This is a genomic window from Rhizobacter sp. AJA081-3, from assembly GCF_017795745.1.
GTDB lineage: Bacteria > Pseudomonadota > Gammaproteobacteria > Burkholderiales > Burkholderiaceae_C > Piscinibacter.
In genome coordinates this window covers 4,650,153-4,673,847 of sequence record NZ_CP059067.1, presented here as the reverse complement: position 1 = coordinate 4,673,847, position 23,695 = coordinate 4,650,153, and the positions used below count along the sequence as shown (strand labels likewise).

Here is a 23,695-nt window from a genome sequence, read left to right as displayed (position 1 = left end):
GCGGCCGTGGTCGGATCGCGCACTCGTCGTACTCTCCACCATGGGCGGAGGCGAGCCCGGACTGTGGCAGCGGCGGCCGGCGCGATGCTGCGAGTTGTGAGCGAGGCGGCCTTCAGGTTACAAATGCCTACCAGGAGGCACCCCGCAACACAAAGTAGCGGTGGCTTTGCATGCCGGCGAGTCCCGTGGGCTCGGCAGGCGCGGCCTTCGAGAGGCGGGGCGCTACGATGTGCCGGGGCGAGCTCTCAGGGAAGGAAAGAAGAACATGCAGGAACCCGCGCGCAGGCCGGGTGCGCAGCCCGCCGGCTTCCGGCTGATGCGCTATTTCACGCTGACCACGCTCGTCGCATTCGCCGCGGTGGCGGTGAGCCTGTTCTTCCTGCAGCGCATGGAGGAGGACTTCTTCGCCCAGGTGCAGAAGGAGCAGGCCGCCTTCTTCGCGCAGGCGCAGGACGAACTCGCCCGCCAGCATCAGGAGGCGGCGCGAAGCAGCCTGCTCGCCGTGCACGAGGCCAACCACGTCAACCTGTCGCGCATGGTGGCCAACATGATGTGGACGAGCGACTTCGGGCCCTTCCTGGCCTCGGCGCAGCGCATACCGATCGACGGATGCAAGGCGCTGCAGGGCCAGCCCCTGGACGTGAGGCGCGCCTGCTGGGGCGAGATCGGTCGGCGGATCGTCGCGCTGCCGGCATTCAAGGCGCTGGACGCCAAGGCCTACGCGGCGATGCACAACACCACCGTGTTCAAGATCAAGGTGTTCGACCTGCGTGGCGTGACCTTCTACTCGTCGGAACACGGGCAGATCGGCGAGTACGCGGGCGAGAATGCCGGCTGGCGCAACGCGTCGCAGGGCCGCGCCGCCAGCGAGCTGACGCACCGGGACCGCTTCAGCGCCTTCGAGCGCGTGGTCGAGAACCGCGACCTCATCTCCACCTACGTGCCGGTGCGCGCCGGCGGGAGCGACGTGGTGATCGGCGTCGTCGAGCTGTACTCCGACGTCACGCCCTTCCTCGAGCAGAGCAAGGCGGCATCGCGCAAGTTCGCCCAGATCAGCACCGCCAACCAGGCGCGCATCGAGAGCGCCGCGCGCGCCAACCAGCAGAAGGTCGAGCGCAGTTCGCACGAGTTCCTCGCCATCGTCGGCGGCCTGCTGGTGCTGCTCTACGCCACCTCGCTGCTGATCGTTCGCATCGGCCAGCGCATCATCGACCGGCAGGCGCGCGAGCAGGCGGAGGCGGCCGAGCGCGAGCAGCGCTGGCACCGCGAGAAGATGTCCACGCTGGCCACCATGGCGGCCAACGTCGCGCACGAGGTCGGCAACCCGCTGGCGGTGATCCACCTGCTGGCCGCGGAGCTGCCTGAATCGCAGCGCGACGTGTCGCGCGAGATGCAGGCGCAGAGCCTGCGCATCGCCCGCATGATGCGGCAGATCGCCGACTTCGCGACCGCGCGCAGCGAGTCGGCCGAGTGGGTGGATGTCAGCGCGATGGTCAAGGCCGTGTGCGAGTTCCTCTCCTTCGACTGGCGCTTCCGCGGCCGGCCCATCGAGTTCCGCGCCGGGCAGGACGTGCCGGCCTGCGAGCTGGTGCCCGACCACCTCAACGAAGTGACAATGAACCTGCTGCAGGCCTGCGCAGAAGAGGGCTCGCCGATGCAACGCTGCGACAGGTTCGAGGTGGGAACCTTTCTGCGACAGGGCCGCGTGGTGGTGAGCATCGGCGCACATGCTGCCGAAGGGGGCGAGATGCCCGCGGCCTTGCCGGCCTGGCTGGCCCAGTCGCGTTTCGAGCCGGTGCGCCGGCGCGTGGCCGAGATGGGGGCCCGCCTGGGCAGCAACGGCCCCGCCATCGAGATCGAACTCGCGCAGGCCGGGCCGCCGAAGGGGCCGTGAGACGCGGAGAATCGCCTGCTCACCCGCTCACTCGCAGACCGAGAACCGAATGACCGACCTCTCTGACCTGTCCCGCTTTCCCGTCACCCGCAAGTGGCCCGCGCAGCATCCCGAGCGGCTGCAGCTGTATTCGCTGCCCACGCCCAACGGCGTGAAGGTGTCGATCATGCTCGAGGAAACCGGCCTGCCCTACGAGCCGCACCTGGTGAGCTTCGACACGAACGACCAGCTGTCGCCGGAGTTCATCTCGCTCAATCCGAACAACAAGATCCCCGCCATCCTCGACCCCGACGGGCCCGGCGGCCGGCCGCTGGCACTGTTCGAATCCGGCGCGATCCTCGTCTACCTGGCCGAGAAGACCGGCCGGCTGCTCGCCACCGACCCGGCCGCGCGCTACGAGACCCTGCAGTGGCTGATGTTCCAGATGGGCGGCGTGGGCCCGATGTTCGGCCAGCTCGGCTTCTTCCACAAGTTCGCCGGCAAGGACTACGAAGACAAGCGCCCGCGCGACCGCTACGTCGCCGAGTCGCGCCGCCTGCTCGGCGTGCTCGACAAGCACCTCGAAGGGCGGCTGTGGATCATGGGCGACGAGTACGGCATCGCCGACATCGCCACCTTCCCGTGGGTCAACAACCTGGTGGGCTTCTACGGCGCGGGCGAACTGGTCGGCTTTGCCGATTTCGCCAACGTGCAGCGGGTGTTGAAGTCGTTCATGGCGCGTCCGGCGGTGGCGCGCGGGCTGGCCATCCCGCAGCGCGTGAAGCCGGCTCAGTAGCCGGCGGCTGCGGGCGCGTTGCTGCGGCCGGCCAGCACCGCCTCGATGTCGGCGAGCAGCCCGCTCGCGCCGATGCGAAAGCGCGCCGGCACCAGCGCGTCGGCGCCGAGCGCGCGCTCGACGAGGTCGATGTAGACCGACGCATCGGCCACGCTGCGCACGCCGCCCGAGGCCTTGAAGCCGGCGCGGCCCGCCACACGCACATCGGCGGCGATGGCCTGCAGCATGACCCGTGCCGCTTCCGGCGTGGCGCCGCGAGGCGTCTTGCCGGTGCTGGTCTTGAGGAAGTCGGCGCCTTCGGCCAGCGCGATGCGCGAGGCCTGCACCACCAGTGCGGGTGTGGCCAGCTCGCCGCTCTCCAGGATCACCTTCAGGCGAAGGCCCTCGCTGGCGCGGCGCACCGCGCGCAGCAGCGCGGCGCAGCCCTTGTCGTCGCCCGTCGTCAACGCGCGCCAGGGCAGCACCAGGTCGAGCTCCTGCGCGCCGGCCTGCACGATCTCGCCGGTGTCGCGCAGCGCGCGCTCGATGTCGTTGCCGCCCTCGGGGAAATTGGCCACCGCAGCCACGGCCACACCGGTCGGCGCATGGGACCGGGCCACGCGCACGAAACGTGGCCACACGCACAGGGCTGCCACGCGGCCCGGCGCGGCAGCGGCCCGTTCGGCCAGGCGCACGATGTCGGCCTCGCTGTCGCTGTCATTCAGGCTGGTCAGGTCCAGGCAGGCCAGCGCGATGCGTGCGGTTTCGTCGACCGTGCGTGCCACTCAGACCTCCAGGTCGGCGATCATCGCCTCGAGCAGCGGTACCGCCGTCACCGAGGCGGCCTGCGCCACCCCCAGCGTGTTGGCGTGGCTGAGCGTTTCGGCCTGCAGCCCGCAGCCCATGTTGGTGAACATCGAGATCGCCAGCACGCGCAGCCCGGCATGCCGCGCGAGGATGGTCTCGGGCACCGTGCTCATGCCCACGGCCTGTGCGCCCAGGCGCTGCAACATGCGGATCTCGGCCGGCGTCTCGAACTGCGGACCCATCACCCAGGCGTAAACGCCTTCGTGCAGCGTCGCGCCCAGGCGCGCGGCAGTGGTGCGTGCCTGCGCGCGCAGCGACGGGTCGTAGGCATGTCGCATGTCGACGAATCGTTTCGTGCCGGTCTCGCCGACCAGCGGCGAGTGCTGCACGAGGTTCAGGTGGTCGGCCACCATCATCAGTTCGCCGGGGCGCATGGCGGCGTCCAGGCTGCCGGCCGCGTTGGTCTGCACCAGCACCTCGACGCCGCAGGCGGCCAGGGCGGCGATGGCGCCCTTCATCGCCGCCGAGTCGCCGTCCTCGTAGGCGTGGCGGCGCCCGGCCAGCACGGCGACTTCGTGCGTGCCGATGCGCCCGATCACCATCTGGCCCGCGTGGCCTTCGACGCCGGCCTCCGGGAAGCCGGGCAGGTGGGCATAGGGCAGGCGCAGCGGGTCCTGCACCCTTTCGGCCAGCGGGCCCCAGCCCGAACCTAGCAGCACGGCGATCTTCGGGCGCCGGCCTTCGGCCAGGAGCAATGCCGCGCAGCGGTCGACGACTTCGTGGCTCTGCGTGCTCATGCCTTACCCAGATGATCGGGCCCGAAACTGGCCGGCAGCAGCGCCCCCAGCGTGTGGCGCGCAGTGATGTCCTGCAGATCGGCCGACCACACCGGCGTGTCGTCCGCGGCGAACTCGCGCAACTTCTGGCGGCAGCCGCCGCACGGCGTGACCGGCTGTGCAGCTTCGCCCACCACCAGCGCGGCGAGCACGCGCGTGCCGCCGGAGAGCACCAGCTGGCCCAGCGCCACCGCCTCGGCGCACAGGCCCTGCGGATAGGCCGCGTTCTCGACGTTGCAGCCGGCGTGGATGCGGCCCTGCTCGTCGAGCAGCGCGGCGCCGACAGCGAAATCCGAATAAGGGGCGTAGGCGCGTTCGCGGGCAGCGCGCGCCGCCTGAGCGAGCTGGTCCCACGGCAAGGGGGGAAGGGAAGATGTCACGTCGAGGTTCCGTTTCGGTGCCGGCGCATTCTGCGCCCGCAGTGTGCCGCGCGGTCGGCGCGGCGCTATGCTGCACATCACGCACTGGAGTCACGCACGCATGGCCACCGAACCCGCTGCCACCGGCACGCGCCACATCCGCCTGACCTCGCACCCCGGCCAGGGTACGGCCGGCGCGCCGGCCATCCACTGGGGTGCCGCCGACGCGCTGGAGCGAGGCCCCGTCGTCGGCACCACCACCAGCCGCAGCCAGCGCAACGTGGTGGGCACGCACAGCGGCAGCTACGGCGTGTATCGCGCACTCGCGGTGGCCGCCGGCAACCTGACCAAGGGCCACCGCGCCGACCTCACCAACACCGCGCCCACCGACCTGATCGGCCCCTACGAGCAGTGGGGCGATGCGTCGAAGATCGTCTCCATCGACCCCTGGGGCGCCTCGGTGCAGTCGGTGTTCGCCGACTACCTCGAGCAGGGCTACGACATCCGCCCGACGATCGCCGTCACCAAGGCGCACATCCACCTGCCGGAGATCCGCCAGGCGCTGGCCTTCCAGCGCCTGCAGGTCGACGGCAAGGTGCTGCTGGAAGACAGTTCGGCCACCGTGACCAAGATCGCCATCGAGCCAGTGTGGTGGCTGCCCGGCGTCGCCAAGCGCTTCAAGGTCTCGGAGGCCGACCTGCGCCGCGCGCTCTTCGAGGAGACCGGCGGCATGTACCCCGAGCTCGTCACGCGCAGCGACATCGAGGTCTTCCTGCCGCCCATCGGCGGGCAGACGCTGTACATCTTCGGCGAGCCGCGCGACCTGGCCAACCCCGAGGTCACGCTGACCGCGCGCGTGCACGACGAGTGCAATGGCTCCGACGTGTTCGGCTCCGACATCTGCACCTGCCGGCCCTACCTCACGCACGCGATCGAGGAGTGCATCCAGGGCGCGCAGAAGGGTGGCGTCGGCCTGATCGCCTACAGCCGCAAGGAAGGCCGCGCGCTCGGCGAAGTGACCAAGTTCCTCGTCTACAACGCGCGCAAGCGCCAGGAAGGCGGCGACCGCGCCGACAAGTACTTCCTGCGCACCGAGTGCGTGGCCGGCGTGCAGGACATGCGCTTCCAGGAGCTGATGCCCGACGTGCTGCACTGGCTGGGCATCCGCAGGATCCACCGCCTCGTGTCGATGAGCAACGACAAGTACGACGCCATCACCGGCAGCGGCATCGAGGTCGGCGAGCGCGTGAAGATTCCTGACGAACTGGTGCCGGCCGATGCCAAGGTGGAGATCGAGGCGAAGATCGCCGCGGGCTACTTCACCGACGGCGCGGTGCCCGACGAGGCGCAGCTCGCGAATGTGAAGGGCCGCAGCCTTGAGTGAGGTGGATGCCGCCGTCCGCACGCTGCGCGATCCGGCGACCATCCGCGCGCGCTGCAGGGCCATCGCCGACTTCGTGGCCGCGGGCGGCTCGGAACACTTTACGCTCGACCGCTCGAAGCTCGAGGCCGTCGCGCAGCGCATCGCCGCGCTGACCCGCTCGCGCTTCCCCGAGCTGAAGATCCCGTACCACAGCCGCTGGCGGCATTTCGAGGCCGGCGGCGTCGATCGCAAGGGCGAGCTCGACGCGAAGCTCGCCGGCCGCAGCCACATCGCGGTGGCGCGCGCACGCATCGACCTCACGCTGGTCAGCGTGCTGCTCGACGCCGGTGCCGGCGCCGACTGGCGCTACCGCGAGGCCGAAAGTGGCCAGTCCTTCAGCCGCAGCGAGGGCCTGGGCGTGGCGAGTTTCCGCGCCTTCCTGGCCGGGCGCTTCTCGTCGGACCTGGGAGACCCGTACCGCGTCGATGCGGCGGCGCTTCTCAAGCAGGACGCGGCGGCGCTGGCCGAGATCTTCCAGGTGCGCGCCGACAACCCGCTGGTCGGGCTGGAGGGCCGCGCCGCGCTGATGCGCAGGCTCGGCGAGGCGCTGCGCGCGCAGCCGCAGACCTTCACCTCGATCGGCCAGCCCGGCCACCTGTTCGACACGCTCACCCACCACCCGCACGCGCCGCGGCTGAACCACCACCACCCGCAGCCCGCGCCGCTGCACCACCATGTGCAGGCCTCGCGCATCCTCGGCGCGCTGCTCGACGCCTTCAGCGGCATCTGGCCGAGCGGCCAGGTGTTCGAAGGCGTTCCGGTGGGCGACGCCTGGCCGCATCCGGCGGCCGGTGGCGAAGGTGCGAGCGCCGGCTGGGTACCCTTCCACAAGCTCAGCCAGTGGCTGAGCTACTCGCTGCTCGAGCCCTTTGAATGGGCCGGCGTGCAGGTCGGCGGGCTCGACGAGCTGACCGGCCTGCCCGAGTACCGCAACGGCGGCCTGCTCATCGACGCCGGCGTGATCGTGCCGCGCGACGCCACCTTCGCCGCGCGGCCGCGGCTGCCTTCGGAGCCCTGGGTGATCGAATGGCGCGCGCTGACGGTGACGCTGCTCGACGAGCTGGCGCCGCGGGTGCGCGAGGCGCTGGGCGCGCCGGCGCTGCCGCTGGCCTGCATCCTGGAGGGCGGCAGCTGGGCGGCGGGCCGGCAGATCGCCGCCGAGCGCCGGCCCGGCGGCGCGCCGCCGGTGGCCATCGAGAGCGACGGCACGGTGTTCTGAGCCGGCGCGGTGCGCCGCGCCTCGCGGTGGTGCGCGCGCACGGGCATGGCGCTTGCACCACTGTGGTCACCATGACCCCCTTGCATGCCTCCGAACAGGGCCGCGTTGCCGACGTCTGGCGCGACCGCCTCGCGCTGCTGCTCGAATCCACCGGCGAAGGCATCTTCGGCATCGACATGGCCGGCTGCTGCGTCTTCGTCAACCGCAGCGCAGCGCGGCAGCTGGGCTGGCCGGCCGAGCAGATCATCGGCCGCAACATGCATGTGCTGATCCACCACACGCATGCCGACGGGCGCCACTACCCCGAGTGCGACTGTCCGATCTTCAATGCCTTCCGCCAGGGCCTGCCCTGCCGCATCGACGACGAGGTGCTGTGGCGCGCCGACGGCTCGGCCTTCTACGCCGAGTACTCCAGCCATCCGATCGTCGAGCACGGCCAGGTGCAGGGCGCGGTGGTCACCTTCCTCGACATCAGCGAGCGGCGTCGCGCACAGGAGCTGCAGCGCGTGCGCGAGCTGGCGCAGCACCAGGAGTCGGTGCGCGAGGCCGAGCGAACGCGCATCGCGCGCGAGATCCACGACGAGCTCGGCTCGCTGCTGGTCGCGCTGAAAATGGACGTGCACTGGCTCGCCCGGCGCGTGGCCGAACGCGAGGAGCTGGCCGGCAAGTGCCTGGGCATGGGCCGCATGATCGACACCGCGGTCGACAACGTCGGCCGCATCATCACCGACCTGCGCCCGAGCATCCTCGACCACCAGGGCCTGTGGGCGGCGCTGGAGTGGCAGGCGCAGGAGTTCATCGACAGCGCCGAACTCGACAGCGAGCTGCAGCTGCACGTCGCCGCCGGCGTGCAGCCGCCCGACGGGGCGCTGGCGATCGCCGTGTTCCGCATCTTCCAGGAGGTGCTCTCCAACGTGGCCCGGCACGCCCAGGCGAAGCGCGTGCAGATCCGCATCGCGGTGGACGACCCGCCGCAGCCGGTGCTCTATCTCGACGTGCGCGACGACGGTGTGGGCGCCGAGCCGCAGGCGCTGAACGCTGCGCGCAGCTACGGCGTGATGGGCATGCGCGAACGTGCAGCGCAGTTCGGCGGCAAGCTGACGATCGACAGCTCGCCCGGGCTCGGCACGCGCGTGCGGCTGGTGATGCCGCTTCCGGAAGCATTCGCATGATTCGCGTGCTGATCTGCGACGACCACCAGATCGTCCGCCAGGGCATCAAGCAGATCCTCGCCGACGCGAGCGACCTGGCGCTGGCGGGCGAGGCGGCCAGCGGCCCGGAGGCGATCGCGCGCGTGCGCGCCGGCGGCATCGACGTGGTGCTGATGGACATCGCCATGCCGCAACGCGACGGGCTGGACGTGCTCAAGCAGCTCAAGGCCGAGTTCCCGAAGCTGCCGGTGCTGATGCTGTCCACCTACCCCGACCGCCAGTACGCGGTGCGCAGCCTCAAGCTCGGCGCCGCCGGCTACCTGAACAAGAGCGCCGATGCCGAGCAGATGACCGAGGCGATCCGCCGCGTGGCGGGCGGGCGCCTGTTCATCACGCCGAACGTGGCCGAGCAACTCGCCGGCGCGGTGGGCGGCGGCGCGCACGACGACACGCCGCTGCACGAGCGACTGTCGCACCGCGAGTACCAGGTGTTCCGCCTGCTCGCCGCCGGCCGCAGCGTCGGCGAGATCGCCGAGCAGCTGGTGCTGGCCGCCAACACGGTGAGCACCTACCGCGCGCGCATCCTCGAGAAGACCGGCGTGCGCAACGACGTCGAGCTGGCGCTCTACGCGGTGAGGCAGGAGATCGTCTGAGCCGCCGGAGCGAGCGCAGCGTTTGAGGCAGCTCAACGGGCGGTCTGCCCCCGCACTTGAAGGCCCGGCCAATGCCCTGAAGATGGAGGCCTGACCTCTTCACTCCAGGAGCATTGCATGAGCTTCCGCCGAATTGCCGTCGCTGCCGCCGTCGCGGCCTTCGGTTTGGCTGCGCAGGCCGCCCACGCCGCCGAGATGGCCTGGACGGCCACCAGCTACGTCACCCGCATGGACCAGAGCACCGGCGAGTTCGCGCGGCGCGGCCTGGCGATGTTCAAGGACGGCGAGGTCGTGCCCTTCCGCATCGAGGGCAAGGTCACCTCGATCGAAGGCAATGTGCAGACCTACCGCACGAAGATCGTCTACACCTTCCAGGATGGATCCACGCTGGTGCAGGAAGGCGAGGGCCGCACCGAGCGCCAGTCGGCCGAGCGCAACACGCAGTCCGGCACCGGCCGCTTCACTGCCGGCACCGGGCGGTGGGAAGGTGTGAGCGGCACCACCAGTTCGGTGGGCAAGGGCCTGACGAGCTTCGGCGATAACTTCACCGAGTTCAAGGCCGAGTACAGCCTGCCTGCGAAGTGAGCGTCTGAGCCGCCGAAGCGGGCCGCCCGGGTCACCCTGCCCCGGGGTCGGCGAGCAGTTCGCGCACGGCGGCCAGGCGAAACGGCTTGGGCAGCACGCCGGCCGTTGACAGCCCGAGCGAACGTGCCTCGCGCAGCGCGGCGTCCAGTTCGGCCGGTCCGACTCCGCTGCAGATGATGATGCGAGCCTGGCACGCGGCGGCGACTTGGCGCAGCACCTCGATGCCGGTCGTTCCCGGCAGGGTGAGGTCGATGGCCAGGTGGGTCGGCGCCCACGGGCCCAGGGCATCCAGGAAGGGCTGCACTTCGAGGCACAGCCTGGCCTCGAAGCCCGACGCCTGCGCGCTCATCAGCAGGATCTGCCCGACCGTGGGATCGTCGTCGAGGATGAGTAGCCTCCCGCCTGGCATGCCTTTTCTCCCGATGGGCCGCGCACTTCGGACCTTATGATGGTTGCGGAAGGGGGCACCGTTCAGCATAGCAGTCCGCTGCGCGACGAGCGGTGTCCACAGGGGGCCCACCATGAGCATCCGTGCCAGGCTGCTGTTGATCGCGTTGCTCGCGACAGCCATTCCGGCCCTGCTCGTTCTGGCCAACTTCATCAAGGACCGCGAGGTCGTCATCGCCAGCGATGCGCGGCGCCTGGCCGAACTGGCCCAGGACAAGGCCGAGGACCTGCACCAGCGCATCCGCGGTACCGCCCAGCTGCAGTTCGGCCTGGCACGAGCCGGCGACCTGGACACCGACGACCGTGCCGCCTGCTCCGCCTTTCTGTCCGAGGTGCGAGAGGCCTATCCGCAGTACACCGGCATCCTGACGATCCGCCCCGACGGCCGCCTGTTCTGCGACTCGCTGCGCAGTGGCCGCGAGCTCGACCTCAACAACCGCGACTACTTCCGCCGCGCGCTCGCGACACGCGGGGACGTGGTGCTCGAGCCCACCTTCGGCCGGCTCACCGGCCTGGCGGTCATGCAGGTGGCCTACCCCGCGCGCACGGCGAAAGGCGAGTTGCGCTTCGTGCTGCTGGCTTCGCTGGATCTCGCCAAGGCCGCGGCCGTCGGTGCCCCGGTGGTGCCGGGCGCGCAGTTGCTGATCGTCGACGACAAGGGCCAGGTGCTGGTGACGTCCCCGGCGGCGCAGGCTGGCTTCAAGCCGGGCGAATCGATCGCCGGCACGCCGCTGTGGCGGTTCGCCGAGCAGTCCAAGGGAGCGGCACAGGCCGATGTCGCCATGCTCGACGGCGGTGTCTTCAAGTGGGCACGTGCCGACACCTCGGGCATCGCCGGCACGCGCGTGCATGTGCTGGCTGGTGCGCCGCGTGACGCCATCGTGGCGGGGGCGAACGCCCGCTATGCGCGCGACACGGCGCTGCTTGCCGCCGTGGCCTTCGGCCTGTTCCTGTCGGCCTGGCTGCTGACCGAACGCGCCATCCGCCGGCCGATCATGCGCATGACCGCGATGGCGCGCCAGCTCGCCGCCGGCGACCTGGCCGCACGCATCGAGCCGCCCTTGCCCAGCGGCGAGCTGGGCAGCCTGATGACCGTGATGAACCAGACCGCGCAGTCGCTGCAGACACAGCGCCAGGACATCGCCGACCTCAACGCGCGACTCCTGCAGTCGCAGCGCATGGAGGCCATCGGCCAGCTCACCGGCGGCGTGGCGCACGATTTCAACAACCTGCTCACCGTGGTGCTCGGCAATGCCGACCTGCTCGCGGAGATGAGCGCCGACGATCCGGTCAGGCGTCAGCTGGCCGAGATGATCGGCGCGGCCGCGCAGCGGGGCGCGTCGCTGACGCAGCAGCTGCTCGCCTTCGCGCGAAAGCAGCCGCTGGATCCGAGCGTGATCGACGTCAACCAGCGGGTCGCCGCACTGGATCCGATGCTGCGGCGCACGTTGGGCGAACACATCGAGATCGAGCTCGTGCGCGCCGCCGGGCTGTGGGCGGCGATGGTCGATCCGGCGCAACTCGAGAACGCGTTGCTCAACCTGTGCCTGAATGCCCGCGACGCCATGCCCACCGGCGGCAAGCTCACGCTGGAGACGGCCAATGCGTCACTGGACCTGCGCTACGCGGAGCAGCATCCGGACGTTGCGCCCGGCCAGTACGTGATGCTGGCCGTCTCGGACACCGGCGTCGGCATCCCGCCGGAACACCTGGCGCGGGTGTTCGAGCCCTTCTTCACGACCAAGGAGAAGGGGCGAGGCACCGGCCTGGGGCTGGCGATGGTCTACGGGTTCGCCAGGCAGTCGGCCGGCCACGTCAGCGTCTACTCCGAGCGCGGCCACGGCACCACCATCAAGCTGTACCTGCCGCGCGCCCACGGTGAGCAGCAGGCCCACGTGGATTCGAAAGCCGAGGAACCGGCGGTTCGCGGCGGTTCGGAGACGGTGCTGGTGGTGGAAGACGACGAACCGGTGCGGCAGCTGGCCTGCCTCGAACTGCGGGCGCTGGGCTACCGCGTGCTGGAAGCGCCTTGCGGGGCGGATGCCCTGGGCATCATCGAGAACGACGACGGCATCGACCTGCTGTTCACCGACGTGGTGATGCCCGGCGGCATGTCCGGCCGCCAGCTCGCCGACGCCGCGCGCGTGCTGCGACCGGGGCTGCGCGTGCTCTACACCTCCGGCTACACCGAGAACGCCATCGTGCACCACGGCCGGCTGGATCCGGGCGTCATGCTGCTGCCCAAACCCTATCGCCGTGTGGATCTCGCGCGTGCCATCCGCACGGCGCTCAGCCCGTAGCGTGGCCTGACCGGTCGGCCACTTGTAGGGCCAGCCCTACAGCCGAATCCCGCTGGCCTCGATGTTGCAGAAGGCCTCTCGTTCCTAGCATTCCCCCATGCCACGACGAGAGGTTGCACCATGAGCGAGCACTTCGATCCCTACGACGCCGACCGGCCCCTGATGATGGGCTGCAGCTGCGGCCGCCACCGCTCGGGCGCCGAGCATGCCGCCGCGGAATTGCGCGCGCGCAGCGAGACGGCCGACTTCGAGCTGTACTCCAACGAGTTCATCGAGGCCTCGCTGGTCAAGGCGCTGTTCCCGCAGGACGCGGTGCGCCGCCGCTTCCTGCGTGCGGTCGGCAAGGGCTCGGCAATGGCCGCCATCGCCAGCGTGCTGCCGGTGGCCAGCCTGCAGGCGATGGCGCAGGAGAAGGGCGGCGCGATCGAGAAGAAGGACCTGAAGATCGGCTTCATCCCGATCACCTGCGCCACGCCGCTGATCATGGCGCACCCGCTGGGCTTCTATTCGAAGCAGGGCTTGAACGTCGAGGTGGTGAAGACCGCCGGCTGGGCGCTGATCCGCGACAAGATGCTCAACAAGGAGTACGACGCCACGCACTTCCTCAGCCCCATGCCGCTGGCCATCTCGATGGGCGCGGGCAGCAATGCCACGCCGATGAACGTGGCCACCATCCAGAACACCAACGGCCAGGCGATCACGCTCTCGGTCAAGCACAAGGACAAGCGCGATCCGAAGGACTGGAAGGGCTTCAAGTTCGCTGTGCCCTTCGAGTACTCGATGCACAACTTCCTGCTGCGCTACTACGTGGCGGAAGCCGGGCTCGACCCGGACCGCGACATCCAGATCCGCGTCGTGCCGCCGCCGGAGATGGTGGCCAACCTACGCGCCGGCAACATCGACGGCTTCCTAGGCCCCGACCCGTTCAACCAGCGCGCCGTGTTCGAGGAGGTCGGCTTCATCCACCTGCTCACCAAGGAGCTGTGGAATGGCCACCCCTGCTGCGCCTTCGGCACCAGCACCGAGTTCATCCAGAAGAACCCGAACACCTTCGCGGCGCTGTACCGCGCGGTGCTGACCTCCGCGGCAATGGCGCGCGAGGCGAAGAACCGCGAGCTGATCGCCAAGGTGATCGCGCCGCAGGCCTACCTGAACCAGCCGGAGACGGTGATCGCGCAGGTGCTCACCGGCAAGTTCGCCGACGGGCTGGGCAACGTCAAGAACGTGCCCGACCGCGCCGACTTCGACCCGATGCCCTGGCAGAGCATGGCGGTGTGGATGCTCACGCAGATGAAGCGCTGGGGCTACGTGAAGGGCGACGTCAACTACAAGCAGATCGCCGAGAAGGTGTTCCTGCTCACCGACGCGAAGAAGGTCATGAAGTCGCTGGACATGAAGGTGCCCGACGGTGCTTACCCGAAGTTCACGATCATGGGCAAGGTCTTCGACCCCGAGAAGCCCGACGCCTACCTGGCGGGCTTCGCGATCAAGCGCGCCTGAGCGGGAGGCCATCATGGGTTTCACGCGCAGCCTGGGGTTCCGGGCGGGCTTGCTGTCGGCGCTGATCCTGCTCGTCGTGCTGGCGATCTGGCACGTGGCGACGCTGTCGTCGGCGCCGGTGGCCGCGGCAGCGCCGGCGCTCACGCCGGAGCAGATCGAGTACGCCAAGCTGATGGGCAAGGACCCGGCCTCAATGGCCTCGCCCGCCGCGGCAACGGCCAAGTCGGGCTTTCCGACGCTGGCGCAGATGGGCGCGGTGGTCGCGAAGAACCTCGCCAGCCCGTTCTACGACAACGGCCCGAACGACAAGGGCGTGGGCCTGCAGCTCGCCTACTCGCTCGGCCGCGTCGGCCTGGGCTACCTGCTCGCCGCGCTGGTGGCGATTCCGCTGGGCTTCGTGATCGGCATGAGCCCGCTGGTCTACCGCGCGCTCGACCCGTTCATCCAGGTGCTCAAGCCGATCTCGCCGCTGGCCTGGATGCCGCTGGCGCTCTACACGATCAAGGACAGCAGCATCTCCGGCCTCTTCGTGATCTTCATCTGCTCGGTGTGGCCGATGCTGATCAACACCGCCTTCGGCGTGGCCAGCGTGAGGCGCGAGTGGCTCAACGTGGCGAAGACGCTGGAGGTGACGGCGCTGCGCCGCGCCTTCGAGGTGATCCTGCCCGCCGCGGCGCCGACCATCCTCACCGGCATGCGCATCAGCATGGGCATCGCCTGGCTGGTGATCGTGGCGGCCGAGATGCTGGTGGGCGGCACCGGCATCGGCTACTTCGTCTGGAATGAGTGGAACAACCTCTCGCTGCCGAACGTGATCTTCGCGATCCTCGTCATCGGCGTGGTCGGCATGCTGCTCGACCTGATGTTCGCGAAGCTGCAGAAGGCGGTCACCTATGTCGACTGAGCACTTCCTCAAGGTCGAGGGCCTCACCAAGCGCTACGGCAACAGCATCGTCTTCGACAGCGTCAACTTCGGCATCCGCCCGGGCGAGTTCGTCTGCATCATCGGCCACAGCGGCTGCGGCAAGACGACCATCCTCAATGTGCTCGCCGGGCTGGAGAGCGCCAGCGACGGCCACGTGTTCATGGACAACCGCGAGATCGCCGGGCCCAGCCTGGACCGCGGCGTGGTGTTCCAGGGCCATGCGCTGATGCCGTGGCTGACGGTGCGCAGGAACATCGCCTTCGCGGTGCGCAGCAAGTGGCCGCTGTGGACCCGCGCCCAGGTCGACGAGCATGTGCAGAAGTACGTCGCCCTGGTCGGCCTGGACGGCGCGATCGACAAGAAGCCCTCGCAGCTCTCGGGCGGCATGAAGCAGCGCGTGGGCATCGCGCGCGCTTTCGCGATCCAGCCGCGCATGCTGCTGCTCGACGAGCCCTTCGGCGCGCTCGACGCGCTGACGCGCGGCACCATCCAGGACGAGCTGCTGCGCATCTGCGGTCAGACGCACCAGACGGTGTTCATGATCACGCACGACGTGGACGAGGCGATCCTGCTCGCCGACCGCATCCTGCTGATGAGCAACGGCCCGCAGGCGCGCGTGGCCGAGATCGTGAAGAACACGATGCCGCGTGACAGGCAGCGCGCCACGCTGCATCACGACCCGCAGTACTACCGCATCCGCAACCACCTGGTCGACTTCCTCGTCGCGCGCAGCAAGGAGCTGTCGCATGGCCGTGCGCCGGCGCAGCCTGCGGAAGTCAGCCCGGGGCTCGACCCCGAGCCCCAGCCCGACATGCAACACCACACCCACAACGGCACCACCCTGAGGAGAATCGCATGAGCCGACTGGACGTCACCGAGAAGATCATCGCCACCAAGGTGGCCAAGGGCATCACCTGGTCCGACGTGGCCAAGAAGGTCGGCCTGAGCAAGGAGTGGGTCACCGCGGCCTGCCTCGGCCAGATGACGCTCGACAAGAAGCAGGCCGATGCCGTCGGCAAGATCTTCGGCCTGTCGGCCGACGAGAAGAAGTGGCTGATGGCCGTGCCCTACAAGGGCTCGCTGCCGACTTCGGTGCCCACCGACCCTCTGATCTACCGCTTCTACGAACTGGTCAGCGTGTACGGCACCACCTTCAAGGAACTCATCCACGAGGAGTTCGGCGACGGGATCATGTCGGCCATCGATTTCAAGATGGACCTGCAGCGCGAGCCCGACCCGAAGGGCGACCGCGTCTCGATCACGATGAGCGGCAAGTTCCTCCCGTACAAGACCTACTGAGCACCACGCGTGCCATTGGCACGCCCCTCGCTAGGCAGAGTCATCCCCACCATCCACTGGAGTTCGCATGAATGCAGTCTCTCGTCGCTCCGCACTGAAGGCGGGCCTGGCTGGCGCCGCGCTCGCCGCACCCGCCGTCGCCTCGGCCCAGCAGACCTTCAACTGGAAGATGACCTCCGCCTACGGCAAGGGGGCGCCCTTCTACATGGACGGCCCCGGCTCGGCCACCGACCTGGCCAAGCGCATCGCCGACATGTCCGGCGGGCGGCTGAAGATCCAGGTGTTCGGCGCCGGCGAACTGGTGCCGGCGTTCGAGGGCTTCGACGCGGTGCGCGCCGGCACCGTCGAGATGAACCACGCCAACTCGTACTTCTGGACCGGCAAGACCGCGGCTGCGCAGTACTTCACCGCGGTGCCCTTCGGCATGAACTTCCAGGGCATGAACGGCTGGTTCTACGACGGCGGCGGCCTCGAACTGTGGAACGAGGTCTACGCCCCCTTCGGCATGATCGCGATGCCCTGCGGCAACACCGGCGTGCAGATGACGGGCTGGTTCAAGAAGGAGATCACTTCGGTGGCCGACCTCAAGGGCCTGAAGATGCGCATCCCGGGCCTCGCGGGCAAGGTCTACGCGAGCCTGGGGGTCGACGTGAAGGTGCTGCCCGGCGGCGAGATCTTCCCGGCGCTGGAGCGCGGCGTGATCGACGCGGCCGAGTTCGTCGGCCCCTTCCAGGACCGGCGCCTGGGTCTGCAAAAGGCTGCCAAGTTCTATCACACGACCGGCTGGCACGAGCCGGCGACCGTCTCCGAGTTGCTGATCAACAAGGCCGCGTGGGACAAGCTGCCTGCTGACCTGAAGGCCATCGTGCAGAACGCCTCGGCGGCCTGCAACGTCATCAGCGAAGCCTGGTGCCAGAAGCACAACTCCGAGGCGATGGAAGACCTGATCAAGAACCAGGGCGTGATCGCCAAGCCGCTGCCCGATGCGGTGATCAAGGCGCTGCGCGCCGAGACCGACAAGGTGCTCGCCGACGCGGTGGCCAAGGACCCGATGACGAAGAAGGTGCACGAGTCCTACATGGCCTTCAAGGCCAAGTACGACCGCTGGTCCGAGGTCAGCGAAGAGGCGTACCACCTCAAGGTCCGCGGCTGAGCGGCGATTCCCCCATGTCCGACGCGACCCTGGTCGCGGTCCGTCGCATCGAGGCACTGATCGATGCGGTGGGCCGCGCCACCCTCTACATGACGCTGGCGATGATCGGCCTGGTGGCCGTCAACGTGCTGCTGCGCTACACGCTGAGCTTCGGCTCGGTGTGGTCGCAGGAGCTCGAATGGCACCTGCTGGCCGCCGTCATCCTGTTCGGCATGAGCTACGCGCTGCAGCGCGGCGACAACGTGCGCGTCGACGTGTTCTACGCCAACTTCACGCCGCGCGCGAAGTTCGTCGTCAACCTCGTCTCGGGCGTGCTGACGCTGGCGATCGCGCTGCTGTTCATCAAGCTGTCGTGGAGCTATGTCCTGCAGTCCTGGGCCATCGGCGAGACCTCGGCCGACCCGGGCGGCATCCCCTGGCGCTGGGCGGTCAAGGGGCTGATCCCGCTGGGCTTCGGCCTGCTGGCACTGCAGACGGTGGGCGCGTTGATGCGCCTGGTTCTGATCGAGCGGCAACGCGTGGAGAGCCACCGTGTTTGAGCCGCAGACCTATGCGGTGCTGATGCTGGTCGGCTTCTTCGTGATGCTGATGCTGGGCGTGCCGGTGGCCGTGACGCTGGCCACGGTGGGCTTCCTGTTCGGCTGGCTCGGCTTCGGCGACGTGCTGTTCAACCTGCTGCCGGCGCGCATCTACGGCGTGGTGGCGGGTTACCAGTGGATGGCGATCCCGCTGTTCGTCTTCATGGGCGTGATGCTGGAGAAGTCGCGCCTGGCCGACGACCTGCTCGACGTGATGGGCCACATTGCAGGTGGCGTGCGCGGCGGCATGGGCGTGGGCATCATCCTGTTCGGCGTGCTGATGGGCGCGACCACCGGCATCGTCGGCGCCACCATCATCACGCTGGGCCTGCTGACGCTGCCCACGCTGATCCGCCGTGGCTACGACAAGTCCATCGCCTGCGGCGCCATCTGCGCCTCGGGCACGCTCGGCCAGATCATCCCGCCCAGCCTGATCCTGATCCTGCTGTCGGACATCATGCAGCTGTCGGTGGGCACGCTGTTCGCCGCGGCGGTCGGCCCCGGCATGCTGCTGGCGGGCGTGTACATCGTGTTCCTGCTGGTGCTGGGCATGGTCAAGCCCGATCTGATGCCGCCCATCCCGCAGGCCGAGCGCGATGGGGTGAGCCGCCGCGAGCTGTGGATCCGCTTCTGGAAGGTGGTGGTGCCGCCGATCATGCTGGTGGTTTCGGTGCTCGGCTCCATCGTCGGCGGCATCGCGGCGCCGACCGAAGCCGCGTCGATGGGGGCGGTCGGCGCGATCCTGATCACCGTGGGCGCCGGGCGCTTCAAGTGGCAGGTGCTGAAGGACGTGGCGCTGGAGACCGCCAAGATCACCGCCATCATGATGTTCATCCTGATGATGGCGCAGGTGTTCGCGCTGGCCTTCCGCGGCCTGCACGGCGAAGACCTGATCGTGCGCATGTTCGAACTGCTGCCCGGCGGCGTGAACAGCGACATCTGGTTCATGATGGCGCTGATCTTCGTGCTCGGCTTTTTCATCGAGTGGATCGAGATCAGCTACATCGCCGTGCCGCTGTTCCTGCCGGTGCTGCTCGCGCAGGGTGTCGACCCGGTGTGGCTGGCGATGCTGATCACCGTGAACCTGCAGTCCTCGTTCCTCACGCCGCCCTTCGGCTGGGCGCTGTTCTACCTGAAGGGCGTCGCGCCGCCCGAGGTGAGCATCAAGGACATCTACAAGGGCGTGGTGCCCTTCATCGCCATGCAGGCGGTGACGCTGGCGCTGGTGTTCTTCTACCCGCAGATCGCGCTGTGGCTGCCCAAGGCGATCGGCTGGTGATTGGAGATCGATGATGGAAACACGCCAGCCCCTGCCGCCCTTCACCGAAGAGACCGCGACCAAGAAGGTGCGCGGCGCCGAGGACGCCTGGAACACGCGTGACCCCGAAGTCTGCGCGCGTGTCTACACGGAAGACACACGCTGGCGCAACCGGGCCGAGTTCCCGGTCGGCCGCGAGGCGGTCAAGGCCTTCCTGCGCCGCAAGTGGGCGAAGGAGCTCGACTACCGGCTCATCAAGGAGCTGTGGGCCTTCACCGGAAACCGCATCGCCGTGCGCTTCGCCTACGAGTGGCATGACGAATCCGGCCACTGGTACCGCAGCTACGGCAACGAGAACTGGGAATTCAACGAGCAGGGCTTCATGACGCGGCGCTTCGCCAGCATCAACGACCTGCCGATAGCCGAAGCGGATCGCCAATTCCATTGGCCGCTCGGTCGGCGGCCCGACGATCACCCGGGGCTGTCCGATCTCGGCCTGTGAACCGCTATGCTGTGCCGGCCAAGGAGTGATCGCCCATGACCGCGCAAGTCCACCACATCACGCACCCGCTGATCCAGCACAAGCTCACGCTGATGCGGCAGAAGGACCGCAGCACCAGCATGTTCCGCCGGCTGCTCAATGAGATCAGCATGCTGATGGCCTACGAGGTCACGCGCGACATGCCCACGCAGCTGATCGAGATCGAGACGCCGCTGGAGACCATGCGCTCGCCGGTGATCGACGGCAAGAAGACGGTGTTCGTGTCCATCATGCGCGCCGGCGCCGGCTTCCTCGACGGCATGCTCAACGTGGTGCCCGGCGCGCGCATCGGCCACGTCGGCCTGTACCGCGACCCGAAGACGCTGGTGGCCGTCGAGTACTACTTCAAGATGCCGCACGACATGCACGAGCGCGACGTCATCGTGCTCGACCCGATGCTGGCCACCGGCAACTCGGCGGTTGCGGCGGTGGACCGGCTGAAGGAGACGAAGCCGAAGTCGATCCGCTTCGTCTGCCTGCTCGCCGCGCCGGAAGGGCTGGCGAACTTCCACGCCAACCATCCGGACGTGCCCGTCTACACCGCGGCCATCGACCGCCAGCTCGACGAGCACGGCTACATCGTGCCGGGTCTGGGCGACGCCGGCGACCGGCTATTCGGCACCAAGTAGCGCCTGGGCCGCGGGCCCATTTCACGGTTGTGCTCGAAGAAGCTGCATCGGGCTGAGCGCGCGCAATATATTCGTGCATTGGCATGTGTGGAATCAAGGAGTTCTCCACCGCAAGGCGGGCTCCAGCCCGCCGCTCGCCATGACGCCTGCCGCCCGCCTCTTCACCGCCATCGCCAGCCTGTTCATCGTTGCCGCCCAGGCGGCGCCAGCCGAGTTGACGCTCGGTGTCAGCGAGGGCAGCTCGGGCGGCCTGGACCATGGCCGCGTCATCGCCAAGTACGGCCCTCTGGCCGACACCCTCGGCAAGGTGTTGGGCCGCAAGGTGCAGGTGGTTTTCGCGAGAGAGTTTTCGGCGCTGGAGGACGGGCTGCGCAGCGGGCGATTCGACCTGGCGCTGGCGCGGCCCAGCGACTACCCGGCCCGCGCCATCCGAGACCACGGCTACCAGTTCGTGGCAAGTGCGCGGCCGGACGGGCAGTGCCTCATCGTCGTCCGCGCGGAGTCAACGATGAAGACGCTGGCCGATGCGAAGGGCAAGCGCTGGGTGATGCCTGAAACGGTGTCGTACATGTCGAAGTTCTGCCGAGCCGAGCTCCGCGATCGCGGCATCCTCCTGAGCGAGGAGAAGGTCAACTACGTGCGCGAGCAAGGCGCAGTCGGCTTCTACCTGGAACAGAGCTTCGGGGACGTCGGTGGCATTGCCTCGTATTCGAGTGTCGCCAAGGGTCTGGACAAGGCGAAGCTGCGCGTGCTGCATCGCAGTGTCGCTCAACCCTACTTCCCGTTGATCGCGCATTCACGCCTCAATGCGGATCAGGTGCGCGCCGTGCAGGCCGAACTCAGCGCATTGACACAGAGCGACGCTGGACGGGCCGTGCTTCGAACCGTGGGCATCGAATCGTTCGACACGTCGACCGGACCGCGCCTTCGCGCGCTCCTCGGCTGGCTGGAATCCTGATCGGCCGTTGCGGGTCAGGCGCAAGGCCTCAAGTTTGGCGAGCCGGGGCCGAAGACGGGAAGCGGTTGCGTTCCTGCGGCCCTGTCTTGAGACAACCATGAGATTCAGCACTCGACTGCTCCTGTGCAGCGTCATCCCCGCCGCCTTGTTCGTGACCGCGCTGACGGCGAGCCTGTGGGGCCTGTTTCGAACCCAGCACGAGTTCGATCGTTATCTGGGCACGGAGCAGGCCAGGGCCAATGGCATGAACGAGATGTATGCCCAGGGCCTGCAGATGGGCCAGGCGCTGCGCAACATCGTGCTCGATCCCAAGAACGGCAAGGCCTACGACAACTTCGCCGGCGCCGCAGAGGCCTATGCGAAGGCGCAACGCGACACCGCGGCCCTGGCCGGCGGCACGGCGCTCGCCACCTCCCTCGAACAGCTGGCGACTCTGCGTGAAGTGCAGTCCGCCAAACAGGCTCGTGTGATCGAACTGGTCAAGACGGACCCCGCGGCCGCCGCACAAGCGTTGACGGCCGAGGAGACACCGGCGTGGCGCAATCTGCGGGCCAGGTTGCTCGAAGAGATCGCCAAGGGGCGCCAAGAGGCACAGGTCGCCCATCAGAACACCCAGCAGCGAGCGCAGCAGCTCACGTTGTTGTCCCTGGCGCTGGCCGGGTTCGCCGTGATCGTCGCCGGCGCGCTGACGGCCTTGCTGGCGAAGACGGTCCAGCGCGAACTGGGTGTCGATCCGGCGCAGGCCCGTGAGGCTCTGCGGCACATCGCAGACGGCGATTTGACGGCGCCGACGACCGCACCCCACGAGATGCGCGGCCTGATGGCGGAGCTCGAGCGAACCCGCGACCGGCTGAACTCGCTGGTCGACGGCGTGCGCCGGAGCACCGACAGCATCACCACCGCCAGCGTGGAGATCGCCACGGGCAACCAGGACCTCTCCGCACGAACGGAACAGACGGCGAGCAATCTTCAGCAGACTGCGAGTGCCATGGAGGAACTCACCGCCACCGTGCGGCAAAGCGCCGACTCGGCCCGCCAGGCCAACCAGCTCGCGGCGTCCGCTGCCGAGGTGGCCCAGCGCGGTGGCACCGTGGTCTCGCAGGTGGTCTTCACCATGGACGAGATCAACACCAGCTCCAAGAAGATCTCCGACATCATCGGCGTCATCGACGGCATCGCCTTCCAGACCAACATCCTCGCGCTGAACGCCGCGGTGGAAGCCGCCCGTGCCGGCGAGCAGGGCCGCGGCTTCGCCGTCGTCGCCTCCGAGGTGCGCAGCCTGGCCCAGCGCTCGGCCGAAGCCGCCAAGGAGATCAAGGGCCTGATCGGCGCCAGCGTCGAGCGCGTCGAGGCCGGCTCCCGGCTCGTCGCCGACGCCGGACAGACCATGGGCGAGATCGTCGGCTCGGTGCAGCGTGTCTCCGACATCATCGGCGAGATCACCGCCGCCGCCGCCGAGCAGAGCGACGGCATCGGCCAGGTCAACACCGCCGTCACCCAGCTCGACCAGATGACGCAGCAGAACGCCGCGCTCGTCGAACAGTCGGCTGCTGCGGCCGAGAGCCTGAAGGATCAGACCCTTCAGCTGGCCAGGGTGGTGAGCGTCTTCCGCACGGTCGGCTGATCGCAGCGCAGGCGTTGCGGGCGAGAGTGGCCCGCTCAGCCCAGCCCGAGGGCCGCGCACAGGTGGCAGCCGCTGCCTGCCATCACGAACAGGTGCCACACGAAGTGGCCGAAGCGCAGCGACGAGTCGAACACGAAGAAGGCCGTGCCCACCAGGTAGGCCGCGCCGCCGGCGGCCAGCCAGAGCAGCGCCGACGAGTCAAGCAACTGCAGCCCCGGCCAGGCCGCGAGCAGCGCGCCCCAGCCGAGCAGCACGTACAGGCCGGTCGACAGGCGCCGGTTGGTGAGCCGGCGCCGCAGCTTCAGCGAGGCGCCCCACAAGGCCAGCGACCACACGAGCAGGCAGGTGGCCACGCCCGCCGTGCCCGGCATCGCGCCGAGCGTGAAGGGCGTGCTGCTGCCGGCGATGAAGACGTAGATCGCCGCGTGGTCGACGGAGCGTGCCCACAGCTTGGCGCGCCCTGGCGGCAGCGCATGGAACACCGCCGAGGCGACGAACTGCAGCACCATCGTGAGGCAGAACACCGCCACCGACAGCACGCCCAGCGTGCCCGACTGCCGCCGGGCTGCCTCGGACAGCAGCGGCCAGGCCAGCACGGGCAGCGCGCAGGCCAGCGCGTGGCTGGCGGCGTTGGCGATCTCCTCGCCGCGCGTCTGCACCCGCGGCGGGGCCGCGGGGCGGGAAGCGAGGGCGATGCGAAGCGACATGTCGCCAGTGAACGCCCGCCGCTGCCCCGGCGCACCCCCTCAAAGAAGGCAGTTCCCCCGCGTTCGCGCGCCTTCGAACTTGGGAGAGGGTCAAC

The 23,695-nt window shown here is 68.9% G+C and carries 24 protein-coding genes; 19 read left to right on the top strand and 5 right to left on the bottom strand.

The features are described from left to right. Positions 1–265 precede the first annotated feature (265 nt). Together HZ992_RS22210 and HZ992_RS22205 are read left to right on the top strand one after the other, a co-directional pair. A complete protein-coding gene (locus HZ992_RS22210; RefSeq protein WP_209383963.1) occupies positions 266–1,894 on the top strand; it encodes a histidine kinase dimerization/phospho-acceptor domain-containing protein in 1,629 nt (542 codons plus the stop codon). 49 nt (positions 1,895–1,943) lie between these two features. After that, positions 1,944–2,669: a glutathione S-transferase N-terminal domain-containing protein gene (locus HZ992_RS22205; RefSeq protein ID WP_209383962.1), complete on the top strand. Its 726-nt coding sequence runs from the start codon at positions 1,944–1,946 to the stop codon at positions 2,667–2,669. On the opposite strand, the gene deoC is transcribed toward HZ992_RS22205, so the two are convergent. Genes deoC through HZ992_RS22190 form a run of 3 tightly spaced genes read right to left on the bottom strand, consistent with a single transcriptional unit; the run spans position 2,663 to position 4,671 of the window. Beyond that, positions 2,663–3,433 carry a deoxyribose-phosphate aldolase gene (gene deoC, locus HZ992_RS22200; protein WP_245213190.1) on the bottom strand — a complete coding sequence of 257 codons (771 nt, stop codon included), beginning with the start codon at positions 3,431–3,433 and terminating at the stop codon, positions 2,663–2,665. The genes HZ992_RS22205 and deoC overlap by 7 nt on opposite strands. Next, positions 3,434–4,252: a purine-nucleoside phosphorylase gene (locus HZ992_RS22195; RefSeq protein ID WP_245213189.1), complete on the bottom strand. Its 819-nt coding sequence runs from the start codon at positions 4,250–4,252 to the stop codon at positions 3,434–3,436. It lies immediately after the preceding gene. Next, complete coding sequence (locus HZ992_RS22190) at positions 4,249–4,671, bottom strand: cytidine deaminase (protein WP_245213186.1); 423 nt, start codon at positions 4,669–4,671, stop codon at positions 4,249–4,251. The genes HZ992_RS22195 and HZ992_RS22190 overlap by 4 nt, the downstream gene beginning before the upstream one ends. A 100-nt stretch (positions 4,672–4,771) precedes the next feature. Here HZ992_RS22190 and HZ992_RS22185 point away from each other — a divergent pair, with 100 nt between their 5' ends. The 5 genes from HZ992_RS22185 to HZ992_RS22165 all read left to right on the top strand — a co-directional run bounded on the left by HZ992_RS22185 (position 4,772) and on the right by HZ992_RS22165 (position 9,681). Next, the gene (locus HZ992_RS22185; RefSeq protein WP_209383960.1) at positions 4,772–6,034 is read left to right on the top strand and encodes a GTP cyclohydrolase II; all 1,263 of its coding nucleotides are present in this window, start codon (positions 4,772–4,774) and stop codon (positions 6,032–6,034) included. Position 6,035: 1 nt separating this feature from the next. Continuing rightward, complete coding sequence (locus tag HZ992_RS22180) at positions 6,036–7,292, top strand: URC4/urg3 family protein (protein WP_209383959.1); 1,257 nt, start codon at positions 6,036–6,038, stop codon at positions 7,290–7,292. Between the two features lie 71 nt (positions 7,293–7,363). Next, positions 7,364–8,464: a sensor histidine kinase gene (locus tag HZ992_RS22175; RefSeq protein ID WP_209383958.1), complete on the top strand. Its 1,101-nt coding sequence runs from the start codon at positions 7,364–7,366 to the stop codon at positions 8,462–8,464. Continuing rightward, complete coding sequence (locus tag HZ992_RS22170; protein ID WP_209383957.1) at positions 8,461–9,096, top strand: response regulator; 636 nt, start codon at positions 8,461–8,463, stop codon at positions 9,094–9,096. The genes HZ992_RS22175 and HZ992_RS22170 overlap by 4 nt, the downstream gene beginning before the upstream one ends. 117 nt (positions 9,097–9,213) lie before the next feature. Next, the gene (locus HZ992_RS22165) at positions 9,214–9,681 is read left to right on the top strand and encodes a hypothetical protein (protein ID WP_209383956.1); all 468 of its coding nucleotides are present in this window, start codon (positions 9,214–9,216) and stop codon (positions 9,679–9,681) included. A gap of 31 nt (positions 9,682–9,712) precedes the next feature. Here the strand turns inward: HZ992_RS22165 and HZ992_RS22160 are convergent, their stop codons facing one another. Further along, a complete protein-coding gene (locus tag HZ992_RS22160; protein WP_209383955.1) occupies positions 9,713–10,252 on the bottom strand; it encodes a response regulator in 540 nt (179 codons plus the stop codon). Here HZ992_RS22160 and HZ992_RS22155 point away from each other — a divergent pair. The 12 genes from HZ992_RS22155 to HZ992_RS26075 all read left to right on the top strand — a co-directional run bounded on the left by HZ992_RS22155 (position 10,203) and on the right by HZ992_RS26075 (position 22,893). Beyond that, positions 10,203–12,428 carry an ATP-binding protein gene (locus HZ992_RS22155; protein ID WP_209383954.1) on the top strand — a complete coding sequence of 742 codons (2,226 nt, stop codon included), beginning with the start codon at positions 10,203–10,205 and terminating at the stop codon, positions 12,426–12,428. The two genes, HZ992_RS22160 and HZ992_RS22155, sit on opposite strands and share 50 nt — an antisense overlap. A gap of 120 nt (positions 12,429–12,548) precedes the next feature. Then, complete coding sequence (locus HZ992_RS22150) at positions 12,549–13,928, top strand: CmpA/NrtA family ABC transporter substrate-binding protein (RefSeq protein ID WP_209383953.1); 1,380 nt, start codon at positions 12,549–12,551, stop codon at positions 13,926–13,928. Positions 13,929–13,941: 13 nt separating this feature from the next. Then, positions 13,942–14,832, top strand: coding sequence for a nitrate ABC transporter permease (ntrB, locus tag HZ992_RS22145; RefSeq protein WP_209383952.1), 891 nt, complete (start codon positions 13,942–13,944; stop codon positions 14,830–14,832). Then, the gene (locus tag HZ992_RS22140; protein ID WP_209383951.1) at positions 14,822–15,712 is read left to right on the top strand and encodes an ABC transporter ATP-binding protein; all 891 of its coding nucleotides are present in this window, start codon (positions 14,822–14,824) and stop codon (positions 15,710–15,712) included. Before ntrB ends, HZ992_RS22140 begins: the two co-directional genes overlap by 11 nt. After that, on the top strand, positions 15,709–16,152 hold the full coding sequence (cynS, locus tag HZ992_RS22135; RefSeq protein ID WP_209383950.1) for a cyanase: 444 nt from the start codon (positions 15,709–15,711) through the stop codon (positions 16,150–16,152). The genes HZ992_RS22140 and cynS overlap by 4 nt, the downstream gene beginning before the upstream one ends. A 67-nt stretch (positions 16,153–16,219) precedes the next feature. Continuing rightward, positions 16,220–17,305, top strand: coding sequence for a TRAP transporter substrate-binding protein (locus HZ992_RS22130; RefSeq protein ID WP_209383949.1), 1,086 nt, complete (start codon positions 16,220–16,222; stop codon positions 17,303–17,305). A gap of 14 nt (positions 17,306–17,319) precedes the next feature. Then, complete coding sequence (locus tag HZ992_RS22125; protein WP_209383948.1) at positions 17,320–17,844, top strand: TRAP transporter small permease subunit; 525 nt, start codon at positions 17,320–17,322, stop codon at positions 17,842–17,844. Next, entirely contained in the window at positions 17,837–19,162 is a 1,326-nt protein-coding gene (locus HZ992_RS22120) for a TRAP transporter large permease (RefSeq protein WP_209383947.1), read from the top strand. Before HZ992_RS22125 ends, HZ992_RS22120 begins: the two co-directional genes overlap by 8 nt. A 13-nt stretch (positions 19,163–19,175) precedes the next feature. Continuing rightward, positions 19,176–19,643: a nuclear transport factor 2 family protein gene (locus HZ992_RS22115; protein ID WP_209383946.1), complete on the top strand. Its 468-nt coding sequence runs from the start codon at positions 19,176–19,178 to the stop codon at positions 19,641–19,643. A gap of 35 nt (positions 19,644–19,678) precedes the next feature. Further along, positions 19,679–20,311 (top strand): uracil phosphoribosyltransferase, encoded by a 633-nt coding sequence (gene upp, locus HZ992_RS22110; protein ID WP_209383945.1) that lies wholly within the window; start codon positions 19,679–19,681, stop codon positions 20,309–20,311. 139 nt (positions 20,312–20,450) lie between these two features. Next, positions 20,451–21,269 (top strand): phosphate/phosphite/phosphonate ABC transporter substrate-binding protein, encoded by an 819-nt coding sequence (locus tag HZ992_RS22105; protein ID WP_209383944.1) that lies wholly within the window; start codon positions 20,451–20,453, stop codon positions 21,267–21,269. 97 nt (positions 21,270–21,366) lie between these two features. Next, positions 21,367–22,893: a methyl-accepting chemotaxis protein gene (locus tag HZ992_RS26075; protein WP_209383943.1), complete on the top strand. Its 1,527-nt coding sequence runs from the start codon at positions 21,367–21,369 to the stop codon at positions 22,891–22,893. A 35-nt stretch (positions 22,894–22,928) separates the two neighbouring features. Here HZ992_RS26075 and HZ992_RS22095 read toward each other — a convergent pair whose 3' ends face one another. Then, a complete protein-coding gene (locus HZ992_RS22095; RefSeq protein WP_209383942.1) occupies positions 22,929–23,600 on the bottom strand; it encodes a PAQR family membrane homeostasis protein TrhA in 672 nt (223 codons plus the stop codon). Positions 23,601–23,695 lie beyond the last annotated feature (95 nt).